Here is a 15,654-nt window from a genome sequence, read left to right on the forward strand (position 1 = left end):
AGGAAAACATCCGATGGCAATTTTGGGCGCACTTATGAGAAAGCTTCTCCATATTGCTTACGGAGTCATTAAAACTGGCAAGCCTTTCGATCCTAATTACTGTCAAGTTGGTTGACTTTTAAGACGGTATCTGTACTAAGAAATATTACTCAATTGTTATTTAACTTTGGCTAGTAAATATCTAGTACATAGGCTTCCAGACAAGATAAAATAACTTGATAATCAAAAATCTTACTTAATCAGTCGGAGTAATTTAAAGAGTGGTAGTAAAACCAGATTGGCTTAGAGTTAAAGCCCCACAAATCGAACGAGTAGGTAGCGTAAAAGAGATATTGCGAGATTTATCTCTTAATACAGTTTGTGAAGAAGCTTCTTGCCCAAATATTGGGGAATGTTTTAATGCTGGTACTGCAACTTTCCTGATTATGGGTCCTGCTTGTACTCGTGCTTGTCCTTACTGCGATATTGATTTTGAAAAGAAACCCAAGGCTCTCGACCCAGAAGAACCATTACAGCTAGCCGAGGCAGTACGACGTCTCAGACTAAATCACGTCGTAATTACTTCAGTAAACCGTGACGATCTACCCGATGAGGGTGCGTCTCAATTCGTCCGTTGTATTGAAGAGGTGCGGAAAGTTTCTCCCACAACTACGATTGAGTTGTTGATTCCCGATCTATGCGGTAATTGGGAAGCATTGAAAATCATCTTAGATGCCCAACCCGATGTCTTGAATCATAATACTGAAACTATCCCCCGACTATACAAAAGGGTGCGCCCTCAAGGAGATTATGCTCGTTCCCTAGAACTTTTACAACGGGCTAGGGAAATTGCTCCTTGGGTGTATACTAAATCTGGCATCATGGTAGGTTTGGGAGAAACTGACGAAGAAGTGAGAGAAGTAATCCGAGGTTTGCGCGATGTCGATTGTGACATTCTAACTATCGGACAATATTTACAACCTTCTCAAAAACATTTGGGCGTGAATAATTTTGTAACCCCCGAACAGTTTAAGGGTTGGCAAGAATACAGCGAGTCTATAGGATTTTTACAAGTAGTTTCTAGTCCTTTGACTCGTAGCTCTTATCATGCAGAACAAGTTAGAGCCTTAATGCAGCTTTATCCCCGTCAAAAATAACTTAGTCCTCTTCTGTCACTTTCCGAAGCAGAGGAGTAGCAGAAACAGAGTTGATTCATCAGGCAAATAAAAAGAAAATTGATCCATCTAAATGAACCAAACTATTATTCAAGTTGATTCTTTTACCAATACTCCCTTCAAAGGTAATCCTGCTGCTGTGTGCGTCTTAGAAACAGCCAGAGAAGATAGTTGGATGCAAATAGTAGCCAGAGAAATGAATCTTTCAGAAACTGCTTTTGCGATCGAACAAGGAGCGGAATACAATTTACGCTGGTTTACCCCCACCACAGAAGTACCTTTATGTGGTCATGCAACTTTAGCCACCGCCCACGTACTTTGGGCTGAGGGTTATGCTTCTACGGGTCAAGCAATTAATTTTCAAACTAAAAGTGGTTTATTGACGGCAAAATATCACAATGACTGGATAGAATTAGACTTTCCGGTCAATAGATCCCAAGATATTCCCCCCATTACTAAACTACAAGATGCTCTGGGGGCGAGAATTAAAACCTTTGCCTATAATTCTTTAGGCTATTTAGTAGAGCTAAATTCTCCTCAAGCAGTAGAAAAGCTACAACCCAATCTGAGTTTAATCAAGCAATTACCCGTTGCCAACGTTATTGTTACCAGTTTGGCTGCCGAAAACTCCCCCTACGACTTTATTTCACGGTTTTTCGCCCCAGGATTAGGCATTGATGAAGATCCCGTAACGGGTGCGGCTCATTGCTGTCTCGCTCCCTATTGGCGCGATCGCCTGCACCAAGATAGTTTTTTTGCCTACCAAGCTTCTAGTCGTGGCGGAGAAATCAAAGTTAATTATGACGGTGGCGATCGCGTATTACTCCAAGGTCAAGCTGTAACTGTAATGCGAGGCGAACTTCAATAATAGGCTATTGCTGACTGCCGATTACCTTTCTTCGTTTAATTGCTCTTTAAGGGCTGCCAAAGAAGACCAACGACTATCTATAGTGTTTTCTTCCTTAACAGGGGTTTCTGCCGCCCCAGGACAGCCTTCACCGCAGACTTTTCTGAGAGGGAAAGCCAAGGACAACTGCTCGAATAACCAAGTTTCAGGATTAAAATGTCCGTTAGGAGGGAGAGTTTCTGCTAAATCTTCTAGAGATACTTCTCTTTCTGTCGGAAGTTCTGCAATATTTTCCAGTTCTGATTCCAGCCAGATTAATTCTGAAGTATCTACTGACAAACGATGGTTGTAATGTTGCAAACAGCGATCGCAAGTTAAAGTAATAATTGTCTCTACTTGAGAGGTCACTTCCAAAAAATTTCCCCCATGACGTACGGCAATTTTGCCTTTCACGGGGGTTAAGGTATTGAGATCGGCGATATTATCTTGAACTATAATTTCTGCTCTACGTTTTGGTGCTTTGAGCAGATGAGGAATATATATTGCTTCCATTGTCGATCCCCTTTCAATTTAGTTTGATAGCCGATAGTTGTTAAAACTAAGTTTCGGTTGCTTCTAATCGCAAGATTAGTCGTCGATCTGGTTCTTGACCGCGACTTTCGCTTTTGATACCACCCACTTCTTGCACAATTGAGTGTATTTGTTTTCTTTCAGCTGAAGATAGATCGGATATTTCGACTTCTTCTCCAGTCTCTTTCACTTTATCTATTGCTTCTTGAGTGAGAACGGTTAATTCTTGATTTCGTCTAACCCGATAACCATCTAATTCAATGACAAAAGAACTCTGAACTTCTGGATCGGTATCCAAATTCAGAATGGTGTTGGCGAGATATTGAATAGCGTCTATCCCTTCTCCTTTTTCACCAATAAATTGTTTTTTCTGTTCTGGAGTTAAATTGCTACCATCTATATTTAACCAGCTAGAGTTTGAATCGCTATCTAGACGTTCAAACCCTTCCGTATTTGCGATCGCGGTTAGATCCATTAAAGCTAAAAGCCGATCTAACCACTCTTTACCCGAACTAAGTTGACTGTCCACAATGGTTGGGGGTTACTAACCTGAAGTTTTTTCTTTCTTTTTAGAACGCTTGCGCTCGAAAGGCAAGGCTTCTCGTTTAGCTACTGCTTCTGCTTTTTCTTGTTCGTCTAAAATTTTCTGTAAGTTATCTGGCAGAGGTTCTCGCATTAAAAACCAAGTTTGACCAGTTTGGAAGAAGTTAGCAATCACAATATACAGCAATACGCCCGCAGGTAAGGGAAAGAATAAAAACATTCCGCTAAATAACAAAGGCGTAATCTTATTAACTGCTTGTTGTTGGTCTCCTCCTGCACCGCCTTGTTGCGCGCCACTCATCTGTTGGTTCACATAAATACCAATACCAAATAGCAAGACCATACCTAAAATATCAAAGTTGATATTGCCATTTTCATCGGTAACGCCAACTCTACCCAATTTTTCAATAAATAAAAATCCAGTATTGGCAGCAATCCCAGGTACGGTGACTTGAATTGTAGCTTCTCCAGGCTCTAGGGCTGTAATCGTACCGTCATCGTTGAGAATAATTCTTTCAGAACCCTTAGTAACTTCTAAGGTAGGTTGAAGATCGTGATTGGAGTATTCCTGATTTAGCTTACTTAAAGACTTACCATCGGGAGTTTGTAACTCAACCCGAACTTTTTCTCCTACTGCTAGCTTGCTACCACCAGGTAACATAGCGGCAATTTTCTCGTGAACTCCGTCTTCAACGTAAATATTTTTGGGCTTAGTAGCAAAAGGCTGAGGATCGATTCTTTCAATTTGCTCTCTAGGCAAAATTTGAACGTTCACGTCATAGGGAGTATTGGTAAATGGCGATCCTCTCAAAGTAGCGAAGAGGGCGAAAAGAATGGGCATCTGCAAAAGTAATGGAGCGCAACCTGCTAGAGGATTGCCAAATTCTTGCATGAGTTTGGTTTGCTCTTCTCGCTGCTTTTCTGGGTCATTTTTATATTTTTGCTTGATCTCTTCTTGTCGTTCTTTCATCAAAGGTTGAACGATCTTCATTTTACGCATATTGCGAATTTGTCCCGCACTGAGGGGAACAACCGCCAAACGAATGACAATCGTCAGAGCGATAATTGCAAAACCATAACTCGGAAGCAATCCGTAGAAAAAATCTAGGATCGGGAGCATGATGTTATTGGAAAGAAAGCCGATACCAAAATCCATTTTTTAATCTATCCAGCCTTTATGGGATAACTTGTTTATTTTCAGTCCAGTTTAGCCGATCGCCTTTGGGGGAAAACCGATCTAAACTGTATTTTGAGTCTGTTTTAACTAAATTTAGTTAGCTTTAATTGCTTCGAGAGATCTACCAGTTTTATCTGCTGCTTTTTCACAGATGTAATCGGAAATATCTCTAAATTGAGGTACAGCGCGCATTTCTAAACGGCTCTTGTCTCTAAGGGTAATTACCAAATCCCCCCACAGACCTATACCTCTAGGAACTTTAACAACTTTAATTACTTCAGAATAAATAATATCCGTACGCTGCGTGCCTCTCCAACCGCCGATTACCGAAATACGACGATTGGTAATGCGATAGCGCAGCCATAAAGCTCTAACAATTGCGCCAACTGTTAAAGGGATACAGATTACTGTAAACGCTAATAATATGTTAAATATTAAATCCCCGACGTGAGGACCACCTTCGTAATAAACCTCTTCCTTAATGCCCATTGATTATTTTTGCTTTTTTTAATAACTCTTCTAATTCTCGCAAAAAATGTTCGTATTTGCATTTAATTGCTTTGGGTTTGACTATAATTACTACTTTCCACCCAGAAGGAATAGCATTTAGTTTAGTTCTAATTGCCCCTTTAATTTGTCTTTTTATCCGATTGCGAATTACCGCTTTCTTACTGACTTTCTTGCTAATAGAAACGCCAAATGCGGAAGCTTTTGGTGATGGCGCTCCTTTGTCTAGTTTTTCATCGAGAGCAATTAAGGTCAAATTAGGACTGTAACAACGGATACCCCGCTCGTAAACAGCCCTGTAATCTTGTCTTTTTCGCAGCCTATGGGCTTTTGGCAATGCCACATTAATTAAACAGCAAGGCGATGGCGACCTTTTTTGCGACGGGCTGCAATGGTTCTTTTGCCGTTGCTAGTACGCATCCGAGCGCGAAATCCAGATTTTCTCTTTTGTTTGCGGTTAGTTCCGCCCAAAGTACGTTGAGTCATTTACTCTATCCTCTATAAATTTTTCAGCTAAATTGCTTGACAAAAAGCCACAATCTATAATTTTACTGTGGAAGATAGTTCCAAGCAAGATCGAAAGGCAAAATTTGCAGCCTTTGAGCGATTAAATTAGGGATTAATAGTTACAACCCATGCTCCGATTGTTTCGGGCAGAGGAGTGTCGATCGCGGGAGTGACTTGAGCGCGTAAATAATAAGTACCCATTTCTGGATTTTTCGTGTTAGATAAAACAATTTCTAATTTTTTGGGCTTAGTCAGAGGTTCTGCCAAATCTATTTGTAAAAAGCGATTTTCCCGATCCCAAATGACATTTTTCAATTTCAAAGCTTCATCTTTTTCGCCATTGGGTCTGACTGAAATGTTTTTATAACCATCTCCCTCTTTGTTCTTTTCCAGATCGAATTCCCCATCAAAATAATCAGGATAAGCAATCACAAATCTAATCGCACCATTTTGCAATTTCTTTTTAGGAATGCGCAAACGATAGCGGTCTCTTTCTTTCGCATCACCCCCGCGATCCAGACGGTAATTTAAGGGATCGATATCGCGATCGCCAAAAATAATTAATCCTGGGTTGCCTTGGGCTACAGCCAAATTATGAATTCCCATAGCAGTGCAACTGGCTAAAGTAACTGAGGCTAACAGTGGTTGCCAAAAAGATTTATTAATAAACATAAGATATTAGTAGTGAAAAAATTAAACTATTACTAAATTCTATAAAGCGAAAGCTTATAAGCTATTTTGATTGTAAATAAAATCTAATTCTCTCGCTTGATAACCTTTAGTAAAAATACCAGATATTAGGACGCAATCTAAACTAAAAAGTGCCAGTTTTATAGCTGGCAAAATTTAATCCACAGCCAAAAAGCTAGAAGCTAATAGTTAATCGAGATTAGCTCCTAGCAATTGTTATTTAAAACTGAAAACCAAGAATGCCATTAACTCCTCTAACAGAGTGATATCCACCACCCACAACTATTTTTCCTGCATTAACGTGAACTCCCCCAGAATAGGCAATGCTTTCATCTCCTGTATAGTAACCAAGTCCCAAATAAGGAGAAACAATGGGTAGGGGAACAAAGGTGAGAAAATCTGCCCCTGTTGCCCCTTCTTCTCCAGTACCTACTTCTAAAGCAGTACCTGCAAATCTAAATCCAGCACCATAACTGACCAGGTCGTCTACAGAACCAATAGTCGCCCAAACTTCAGGTAAAATTTGACTGGAGGCTGGGGCTGCCCCAATTGTTGAAATACAAGCAGTAGCAATGCCAGTAGCAATTGCTGGTTTCAATAAATTGCGAAGACGATTCAGCATATTTTGTACACTCCAACACTAAATAAATACACAACTAATCTAGGATAATTCATTCAAACAATGAACATTCGTATTGGCAATGGCTATGATATTCACAAATTAGTAGCAGGTAGACCGTTAATTTTGGGTGGCGTAGAAATTCCTCATACTCTGGGACTATTGGGACATAGCGATGCTGATGTTCTAACCCATGCAATTATGGATGCTCTTTTGGGGGCATTGGCATTGGGAGACATCGGACATTATTTTCCCCCTAGCGACCCCCAATGGAAAGGGGCGAATAGTATGATGCTGATGGAACAAGTGGCAGCAATAATTAAAGCTCAAGGCTGGAAAATCGGCAATATCGATTCAACTATAGTGGCAGAACAGCCGAAAATGAAACCCCATCTCAAATCTATGCGCAATGCGATCGCTCAAGTATTAAATATCGATCTAGAGCAAATAAGTATTAAGGCTACTACCAATGAAAAATTAGGTCCTACAGGTAGAGAAGAAGGTATTTGTGCTTATGCTGTAGTTTTGTTAGTTCGAGATTAATTCGAGCGTGCTATTAGCAAAGATTAATAAATAGCTACAACTGATGTGTCATTCCAGCCAAAGTAAGTTAAGTTAAGATAGCAAAAATCAAGACTAGGTGTATAGATAGAGCAACATTTTATTAGAATTCAAGCCCAAGTTACTAAATAAAGTTTTATTGGATTGTCATAACAAAAAATTAATTGTAACTATCTTTGTATATTCACATAATTATTAGTCTAGCTCAAAAAATATGAGTGTAATTTTAGAAGTAGACAACCAAGTATATACTGCGGAGGACTTAGTTCCTCTCTTGACTCAGTATCAGATGCTACCAAAGCTAGCTCAAGAAATTCTGATTGATAAAGTCATTGCTGAGGTTGAATGCACCGAAGAAGAAAACAAGACGACCTACAGCCAATTTTGTCAGCAAAATAAGCTGTCCTCAGAAGAAGAAGTTGAAGAATGGCTGAATAAACAAGGTCTAGATCGCAAGCAGTTACAAAATTTAATTACGAAGAGATTGAGACTTGATAAATATAAAGAAGCTACCTGGAGCGATCGCGTAGATGCCCATTTTATTAAGCGAAAAGCCCAGCTAGATCGGATTGTCTATTCTTTAATTCGAGTCGAGAAACCAGAGGTAGCCCAAGAATTATATTTTCGCATTAAAGACGATGAAAATACTTTTAGTGCTTTAGCAATGGAATATTCTCAGGGTACGGAAGCCCAAACAGGTGGTTTGATTGGCCCTGTAGAGATCAATGCCCCTCATCCTAAAATCGCTCAGATACTAACTACTTGCCAACCAGGTCAACTCATTCCGCCAACGCGAGTTGGAGAATGGATCGTTATTGTCAGATTGGAAAATTATATCTCTGCCAAACTCGACGAACCAATGCGACAAAGGATGTTAGACGAACTGTTCCGCGAATGGCTCAACCAAGCAACCAAGCAAAAAGTATCCTATCTCAACAGTCCCGTTACTTAGTTAGCTCTACTCGATTTATGACCAATACCAACACCACCAAAATTGTCGAACAATTTCTCTCTCTTGTTCCACAATTCAACCAACTAGACCCCCAAGCGATCGCCGAGATTGCCCCCAAATTAAAACCCTTAAGATTTGGGGTAGGTAAAGTAATGATCATGCGGGAGAAAATGCAGGGTCAAGTGGCAATTATTTCTGAAGGAGAAGTCAGGTTGCTGGGTTACGATCCTCGTACCAAAATGCCTACCACTCTGGACAAACTCAAACCAGGGCAGATTATTGGTTGGGTGAATTTAGCGAGAGGCGTGCCTTGTGAAACGGCGATGGCAAGTACAGAAGTAGTTTGTTTGGCTCTCGATAATGAAGATTTTATGTCTTTAATCGAGCAACATCCCCAACTAGCTGCTCAATATAAACTCAAGCCAGCTAAAGTAGAAATATTTGACCTGTTGGGCATCCAATTAGAAAAACAAGCTCAAGGGGATTGGGAACTAACGGATTTAGCCAATCAGATAACTGAGTATGCCGAAGCCTATTATTTACCCCCAGGAGAACACGAATTAACTTCTGAAGTTGCTCGACCTCTGATAGATCCTAATTTGGTCTGGTTAGTGAGCGGTGGTGGCGCGATCGAAGAATTTCCTATTGGCAGCCGTCTAGAGTTGACTAGAGATCGTCAAACTATAACTGTAAAAGGCGATCGTCCCGCTCGATTGATCTCTATTCCTAGGGTTCATTGGTTTGAAGGTACGGAAGAAAGTACTTTTATTGACGAACCCTTATCGGAGTTTGAAGCGATCGTTCCCAGTTTAGATCTGGATGAAACTGATTTTGATGATGCAGAAGGACTAGGAGAAGGGTACACATTCCAGGGGGATGAAGAACCAATCGCCCCAGAGAAAAAAGAATATCCTTTTGTTCCAGGCAAAACCACTCTAGATTCTGGAGTCGCTTGCTTCCAGATGTTGAGTAAATATTTTGGCATGCCTTTCCGTAAAGAGGTAATCAAACGAGTCTTAAAAGAACAACTGGAGCGAACTTCTAGTCTATCCCTACCTTTGTGCGGTGCGGTTTCGGAATTGATGGGATTAAATCCCCAACTAATTAATATTCCTGCCGAAGCAATTACTCGTCTTGAAGGACCTTGTTTGGTAACCTGGCAAGATGGTTTGGCGTTGATTTACGAGCTTACCGAAACTGAGTTGGTAATTGCCGTTCCTGAAATTGGCGTACGTCGCTATAAACCCGAAGACTTTATTGAAACCTGGGGTGAAGGAGGAGAAGTCTTATTACTCAAGAAAACCAAAGATACTCCTCAAGAAAGATTTGGTTTAAATTGGTTCTTACCTTCCCTAAAAAAATACAAGCGGGTGTTAATCGAAGTATTTATTGCTTCTTTCTTCGTGCAGCTATTCCAATTAGCTAATCCGTTAATGATTCAGGTGATTATTGATAAGGTAATTAGCCAAAACAGTCCCAGTACTTTGGGGTATTTGGTCTTTTTCTTAGTTATTATCAATATTTTCGAGGCGTTGCTGACCACCCTGCGGACATATTTATTTGTAGATACCACCAATAGAATTGATTTGTCCTTGGGTTCGGAGATTATCGATCACTTACTGAGGTTACCTTTACGCTACTTTGAAAAACGACCAGTAGGAGAAATTTCTACTAGGGTTAACGAACTAGAGAGAATCAGACAGTTTTTAACGGGAACGGCTTTAACGGTAGTTCTAGACTGTATTTTCTCCGTCATCTACATTGTGGTGATGTTCCTTTACAGTCCCTTGCTGACTGCGGTATCCTTGGCAATTATTCCTATCTTTATCGCCTTGACGTTAATCTTCTCGCCAACTATTCGCCGACAGTTGCGGGTAAAAGCAGAACGCAATGCAGAAACTCAATCCTATTTAGTAGAGGTTTTGACTGGTATTCAGACGGTTAAAGCACAAAATATCGAATTGCGATCGCGCTGGAAGTGGCAGGAACGTTATGCCCGCTATATTTCCACTGGCTTTAAAACTGTTATCACCTCCACTCTAGCTAAATCTGCTAGTGACTTCTTAAACAAGCTTTCGCGAGTAATTTTGATCGGAATGGGCGCTTATTTGGTTTTGGACGGCAAACTAACCTTGGGTCAGTTAATCGCCTTCAGAATTATTGCAGGTTACGTTACCTCTCCCATTATGCGCTTGGCGACTTTATGGCAAAATTTCCAAGAAACCGCTTTATCTCTAGAACGTTTGGCTGATATTGTCGATAATCCAGAAGAAGGAGAAGCCGATCGCAACAACATTCCCATGCCAGCGATTAAAGGTAAAGTTAAATATGATAACCTTTCTTTCCGTTTTAAAACTTCTGGTCCTTTACAACTCAAAAATGTCACTACAGAATTTGCCCCTGGTACTTTCGTTGCTATTGTCGGTGAAAGTGGTGCGGGTAAGAGTACTATGACTAAACTTTTATCTCGCCTTTACGAACCAGAAGGGGGTAGAATTCTAATCGATGGTTACGATATTAACCGCGTTGAATTGTATTCCTTGCGCCGTCAAATTGGGGTAGTTCCCCAAGAAACCCTTTTGTTTGAAGGGACGATCTTAGATAATATTGCCCTAACCAATCCCGATGCTACTACGGAAGAAATCATTGCTGCCGCTCAAATTGCTGCCGCTCACGATTTTATTATGACTCTACCCAATGGTTACAATACCAGAGTTGGAGAAAGGGGTTCGGCACTTTCTGGGGGGCAAAGACAGCGGATTGCGATCGCTCGTACTATTTTGCAATCTCCCGCGATGATGGTACTAGATGAGGCAACCAGTGCTTTAGATTTTGCTACCGAGCAAGAAGTATCCCGCAACTTAAAAGAAGCTCTTAAAGGACGTACTGTATTCTTTATCACTCACCGTTTGGGTACGATTAAAAATGCCGATACGATCGTGATGATGGATTCTGGTTCGATTGTCGAACGAGGTACTCACGAAGAATTGATGGCGTTGAAAGGACGTTATTGTTATCTTTATCAACAACAAGAATCTTCAGTGTAAATCTAAATATAGAAAATTCTTTAAAGGGAGCGATCATGCGATCGCTCCCTAGTTGTTTTTATCAAAAATAGATCTTAAAATCATCCGTAGATTCTAAAATTTCTTGTGAATAGAATCTTCCCAGTTTGTAGTAGAACGAGAGCGAACTTTTCGTGCGTTGGCTTTTGCTGCGTTTTCTTCTTTCATTTCTTCTAATAAAGGTTTAACTAGGCGTACTATATGTTTCCAGTTGAGGTCTTTTTTAGGTAAATAATCAGCTAATTCTTGTAAAGCAGCCTTTGCCTCTTTAAACTCTCGTTCTTGTTCTTGTCGATCTTCAGCAGTTAGGGGAACGGAACAACGTAAAAGATCTTTTTGAACTGCGGCAAATCCCTTGCGAACTTGTTGGGTAATTTGCACGCTATATTCAGAACGACCTCTAACTTTTTGCTTGTTAAAACCTTGTTGGGAAGAAGCATATAAAGCGGGCAATCTATTAAGAGCGTAAGTTGCTACTTCTAGTGGATTAATGAATTTTTTTATATTACTTGGGAGACGCTTAATTTGTCTTTCTATTTCGTCGGAAACCAAAATTTCCATGACATTACGATTGATATAATCGTTTTCTGCTTTATTAATTTTCATTATACTGATGCTGGTTGAATAATTATCTCCGAGCAAAGATAAGCATAAGAATCTAAAATCTTACTCTTTCTATATATACATAAATAATCGTAATTGCCTAGGAGTAAAAACTTTGAAATATCGAAAATTTACTGAATTTTTATGTTATTTATCTTGAGATGTAAATCTCTTAATTAAAAACTTAAATTTGTACCTAGTAAAAATACTAATTTAGTTAACATGAGTTTTGCTTAACAACATAAAGACAAAGTAAAGCGATCAATCTAGCAGTCCTAAATCATTCATGAAAAAACAATTAACTTAACTAAAATAATCATGAGACAAGCTTGTGCTGTGTTTTTGGTTAATTTCAGCTTATCGACTTGTCTCTTGCTTATCCAAAACTCACGTTAGCTAGATTGGTAATTAAGAACAATTAGTCATATGTTTTAACTTTTCTTGCTTTAGATCTTCAAACCCTTACCAGCCATAACAGAAATATTCATCAATAAAAAACTTATAACTTACTACCACATTCTGGACAGAATTTATTAGCTGTAGGGTTAGTCGTACCGCATTCAGTACAGTTAATAAATTCCGCAGTGGGTTGTTCTTTTTGAGGCAAACCCAACATTTGAGAATTACTTTTACCAGGAGCAATCATTGGATAGCAATTTTCATTCTTAGTTACTTTAACTTCCAGCAATACAGGGCCATCATATGCCAGCATTTCCGTAATTGCAGAGGCTAATTCAGAGCGATCGCTAATAATCATTCCTTTGACCCCATAAGCTTCCGCCAGCATTTTGAAATCGGGCGCGCCCACTTCCATGTTAGAAGCAGAATATCTTTCTCCAAAGAAACTCTGTTGCCACTGACGTACCATACCTTGCCAGCCATTATTGATAATTACCGTTTTGACATTAATCCCAAATTGGGAAAGAGTACCCAATTCTTGGGGGTTCATTTGGAAACTAGCATCACCACTAATACAAATAGTTTCTTCCTCTGGAACTGCTACCTTAACTCCCATAGCTGCGGGCAAACCATAGCCCATAGTACCCAAACCCGCGCTAGAAATCCAACGACGAGGGCCATTTTTAAGAAATTGTGCTGCCCACATTTGATGTTGACCCACATCGGTAGTGTAAAAAGCTTGAGGAGCTTGGTTGTTAAGCTCGACAATCACTTCTTGAGGGGAAATACCTTCTTCGGGATAAGGAACGACTAAGGGATATTCGGTTCGCCAGTGGTTAATTTTATCCAACCAAGCTTGAGTGCGACGATCGCCACAATCAACATGGACATCTTTAGCCCTACTCAGCATACGTTCTAGGACATGGCGCACATCTCCTACGATAGGTACTTCGGGAACACGATTTTTACCTACTTCCGCAGGATCGATATCAATGTGAATCACTTTAGCCCGAGAAGCAAATTCATCTAGTTTGCCCGTGACGCGATCGTCAAATCTCGCCCCGACTGCAATCAAAAGATCGCACTCGCTAACTGCAAAATTAGCATAAGCCGTACCGTGCATTCCTAGCATACCGACAGAAAGGGGATGATGTTCGTCAAAAGAACCCAATCCCATCAAAGTGGTAGTTACGGGAATCTGAAATCGTTCGGCTAATTCTTCGATTTGAGAGTGCGCCCCTGAAGTTACTGCGCCACCTCCAACATACATTAAAGGTTTTTCGGCATTTTGAATTAATTTAAGAGCAGCATCAATTTGACGAGGATTGCCTTTAACGGTGGGCTTGTAGCCCTGCAGATTTATGTGTCCTGGCTCTACAGGAATGTAGTCGAATTCTTCATAGCCTACGTCTTTAGGAACATCAATTAAAACAGGACCGGGACGACCAGTACAGGCAAGATGAAACGCCTCGGCAACAATTCTTGCCATGTCTTTGGCGTGACGCACTACATAAGAATTTTTAACAATCGGCAGGGTAATCCCAAAAATGTCTGTCTCTTGGAAAGCGTCAGTACCAATAGCAGCGCGAGCTACTTGTCCCGTGATAGCAACCATCGGAATTGAATCTAATTGAGCCGTAGCGATACCCGTAACCAGATTGGTAGCTCCTGGCCCCGAAGTTGCAAAACATACCCCGACCTCTCCTGTTGCCCGAGCATAACCGTCTGCTGCATGAGACGCAGCTTGTTCGTGACGAACCAAAATGTGCTTAACTTCTCCTCTGGCTTCTGCACGATATAGTTCGTCATAAATCGGCAATATTGCCCCTCCAGGGTAGCCAAAAATGTGTTTGACACCATGACGACGCAAACTGTCCATTAAAGCAAATGCACCAGTACGACGTTCGGGAATTTGAGTAGATTGTGAGCCTTTAGGAATACTTGTAGATACCACGCTTGCTATCCGCTTAACTTACTTAATACTTATTGTAGAATTTGCTGTCTAATATGCAACAAAAACTATAGCATTTTTTACTGTTAAGCTTTTTAATATAAAATATTTTTTTATTTCTGTCGAGATGTTTGGCAGTTTAAAGAAGTATATTTATTTAAATAAAATTCAGAGTAACTATTTAGTAGACTTGTCGAACAGTATATTAAGAAGAAAAACTACATCAGAGAATTCAAATATTCTTTGAGAGAACAATAAATTTTCAAATTATTATCGGACAATCGCCATCCACTACAAGTATGGGGAAATTGCCATAGTTCCAAATGTTTTAGGGCAGGATCGGCATAAAAACCATTTTTGCCACCTCCTAAAAGCCTCGAACTCCAGTGGGTAAAATAATCGTGACTAATACGATAAATTGGAAAGTTGCCAACTAAAGGCATTCCCCAACCATCAAAAGCAATAAACAAGTCTATTTCTCCCCCTTGTAACTGCCAAGCGATCGCCGTGCCAATACTTCCTACAACACCCGCACTGAAAGCTATAAAAGAGAGTGGAGGGGCATTTTTGGGCGACGGATAATGAGTTTTCAGCCAGCGATCGATGGCGATCGGATTGTAGGGTGGATATTTTTCAGTTGGTAAGATCGAATAGTTTTTTTCTGGAAAATCTTTACTAATACTGCTAATAAAACTTGCGGTTAATTGTGGAGAATGAATCCCAGGACAGATGACTAAATTTGATTGAGACACTTTTGAACCTTGGAAATGGAAGCAAGCCGATCGCTAGCTAAGAATAATCAAACGGTCATGTATTGATGAAACGCTAACAATAATCGTTTATTTTACTATTGCTGACTAGGCTAAAAAAATGAAGGCTTCAAGAATTACCAGAATAACTAAATAATTTAAAGTTTTTCTAATTAATAACCGTTGTGAAACAGAATTTATCAGTAGCTATAGGAATAAGCATTTTAATATCGGTATTTTTTGGTGCAGTGGGTATTGGCTATTCTTTCTACAAAAACGAGATTGTCGAATCTAACCCAGAATCATCGGACATTGCTAATAAAAATAGTCTGGCAGAACAGCAAGAACGAGAAACTAATAGTTTAATCGTACCAGTACCCCGCTCCCAAGAGGGTAGGGTAGGCATAGATTCTAATTCTACTGGAGGTATACCTATTGGTACTTATTCCAATCCTCCCCGCGTCATCGATTCTGGAGATAACTTTAATTCTACTAGTATAGATCGCCCTATAGATAGTTTTGATTCTAGGATCGAGAGCAATGGTTTGAATCGAGAAGGTTTGACCAATTCATTTCCCGACTATAACAATACCTCTTCTACTAATCAAAGTCTCGATCACAGTAGCAACAATAGTTTAATACGTCCCCTAGATGACGATGACTTTTTAGAAACCCCTACTTCCGAGGACAACTTTACCGAGCCATCCTATCTCAACGACTCGACATCTCCATTTTAAAAAAATATGTGATGCTCGCGGTT

17 protein-coding genes are annotated in these 15,654 nt (G+C 40.1%); 6 read left to right on the forward strand and 11 right to left on the reverse strand.

The window, feature by feature from the left end:
- Positions 1 to 260 precede the first annotated feature (260 nt).
- Both lipA and AC33VI_RS20995 read left to right on the forward strand, forming a co-directional pair.
- Positions 261 to 1,136, forward strand: a complete 876-nt coding sequence (gene lipA / locus AC33VI_RS20990; protein ID WP_491784213.1) for a lipoyl synthase — start codon at positions 261 to 263, stop codon at positions 1,134 to 1,136.
- A gap of 91 nt (positions 1,137 to 1,227) precedes the next feature.
- Entirely contained in the window at positions 1,228 to 2,022 is a 795-nt protein-coding gene (locus tag AC33VI_RS20995; protein ID WP_491784214.1) for a PhzF family phenazine biosynthesis protein, read from the forward strand.
- A gap of 21 nt (positions 2,023 to 2,043) precedes the next feature.
- On the opposite strand, the gene AC33VI_RS21000 is transcribed toward AC33VI_RS20995, so the two are convergent.
- The 8 genes from AC33VI_RS21000 to AC33VI_RS21035 all read right to left on the reverse strand — a co-directional run bounded on the left by AC33VI_RS21000 (position 2,044) and on the right by AC33VI_RS21035 (position 6,617).
- Positions 2,044 to 2,553 carry a YceD family protein gene (locus tag AC33VI_RS21000; protein WP_491784215.1) on the reverse strand — a complete coding sequence of 170 codons (510 nt, stop codon included), beginning with the start codon at positions 2,551 to 2,553 and terminating at the stop codon, positions 2,044 to 2,046.
- A 46-nt stretch (positions 2,554 to 2,599) separates the two neighbouring features.
- The gene (locus AC33VI_RS21005) at positions 2,600 to 3,100 is read right to left on the reverse strand and encodes a Jag family protein (protein ID WP_491784216.1); all 501 of its coding nucleotides are present in this window, start codon (positions 3,098 to 3,100) and stop codon (positions 2,600 to 2,602) included.
- Between the two features lie 15 nt (positions 3,101 to 3,115).
- Entirely contained in the window at positions 3,116 to 4,270 is a 1,155-nt protein-coding gene (gene yidC / locus AC33VI_RS21010) for a membrane protein insertase YidC (RefSeq protein ID WP_491784217.1), read from the reverse strand.
- A 114-nt stretch (positions 4,271 to 4,384) separates the two neighbouring features.
- Positions 4,385 to 4,780 (reverse strand): PH domain-containing protein, encoded by a 396-nt coding sequence (locus tag AC33VI_RS21015; RefSeq protein WP_491784218.1) that lies wholly within the window; start codon positions 4,778 to 4,780, stop codon positions 4,385 to 4,387.
- Complete coding sequence (rnpA, locus tag AC33VI_RS21020) at positions 4,770 to 5,141, reverse strand: ribonuclease P protein component (RefSeq protein ID WP_491784219.1); 372 nt, start codon at positions 5,139 to 5,141, stop codon at positions 4,770 to 4,772. Before rnpA ends, AC33VI_RS21015 begins: the two co-directional genes overlap by 11 nt.
- A gap of 5 nt (positions 5,142 to 5,146) precedes the next feature.
- On the reverse strand, positions 5,147 to 5,284 hold the full coding sequence (gene rpmH / locus AC33VI_RS21025) for a 50S ribosomal protein L34 (RefSeq protein WP_491784220.1): 138 nt from the start codon (positions 5,282 to 5,284) through the stop codon (positions 5,147 to 5,149).
- 126 nt (positions 5,285 to 5,410) lie between these two features.
- On the reverse strand, positions 5,411 to 5,977 hold the full coding sequence (locus AC33VI_RS21030; RefSeq protein WP_491784221.1) for a DUF2808 domain-containing protein: 567 nt from the start codon (positions 5,975 to 5,977) through the stop codon (positions 5,411 to 5,413).
- Positions 5,978 to 6,215: 238 nt separating this feature from the next.
- Positions 6,216 to 6,617, reverse strand: a complete 402-nt coding sequence (locus AC33VI_RS21035) for a hypothetical protein (protein ID WP_491784222.1) — start codon at positions 6,615 to 6,617, stop codon at positions 6,216 to 6,218.
- Between the two features lie 60 nt (positions 6,618 to 6,677).
- Here AC33VI_RS21035 and ispF point away from each other — a divergent pair, with 60 nt between their 5' ends.
- The 3 genes from ispF to AC33VI_RS21050 all read left to right on the forward strand — a co-directional run bounded on the left by ispF (position 6,678) and on the right by AC33VI_RS21050 (position 11,174).
- Positions 6,678 to 7,157: a 2-C-methyl-D-erythritol 2,4-cyclodiphosphate synthase gene (ispF, locus tag AC33VI_RS21040; protein ID WP_491784223.1), complete on the forward strand. Its 480-nt coding sequence runs from the start codon at positions 6,678 to 6,680 to the stop codon at positions 7,155 to 7,157.
- 232 nt (positions 7,158 to 7,389) lie between these two features.
- Positions 7,390 to 8,127 (forward strand): peptidylprolyl isomerase, encoded by a 738-nt coding sequence (locus AC33VI_RS21045; RefSeq protein WP_491784224.1) that lies wholly within the window; start codon positions 7,390 to 7,392, stop codon positions 8,125 to 8,127.
- Between the two features lie 17 nt (positions 8,128 to 8,144).
- A complete protein-coding gene (locus AC33VI_RS21050; RefSeq protein WP_491784248.1) occupies positions 8,145 to 11,174 on the forward strand; it encodes a peptidase domain-containing ABC transporter in 3,030 nt (1,009 codons plus the stop codon).
- A gap of 93 nt (positions 11,175 to 11,267) precedes the next feature.
- Here AC33VI_RS21050 and AC33VI_RS21055 read toward each other — a convergent pair whose 3' ends face one another.
- The 3 genes from AC33VI_RS21055 to AC33VI_RS21065 form a co-directional block, all read right to left on the reverse strand.
- Positions 11,268 to 11,798, reverse strand: coding sequence for a late competence development ComFB family protein (locus tag AC33VI_RS21055; protein ID WP_491784225.1), 531 nt, complete (start codon positions 11,796 to 11,798; stop codon positions 11,268 to 11,270).
- 496 nt (positions 11,799 to 12,294) lie between these two features.
- Complete coding sequence (gene ilvB, locus AC33VI_RS21060) at positions 12,295 to 14,148, reverse strand: biosynthetic-type acetolactate synthase large subunit (protein ID WP_491784226.1); 1,854 nt, start codon at positions 14,146 to 14,148, stop codon at positions 12,295 to 12,297.
- 215 nt (positions 14,149 to 14,363) lie between these two features.
- Entirely contained in the window at positions 14,364 to 14,897 is a 534-nt protein-coding gene (locus AC33VI_RS21065; RefSeq protein ID WP_491784227.1) for a hypothetical protein, read from the reverse strand.
- 182 nt (positions 14,898 to 15,079) lie between these two features.
- Here AC33VI_RS21065 and AC33VI_RS21070 point away from each other — a divergent pair, with 182 nt between their 5' ends.
- Positions 15,080 to 15,631 carry a hypothetical protein gene (locus AC33VI_RS21070; RefSeq protein ID WP_491784228.1) on the forward strand — a complete coding sequence of 184 codons (552 nt, stop codon included), beginning with the start codon at positions 15,080 to 15,082 and terminating at the stop codon, positions 15,629 to 15,631.
- Positions 15,632 to 15,654 lie beyond the last annotated feature (23 nt).

Source organism: Waterburya sp. (assembly GCF_058530065.1).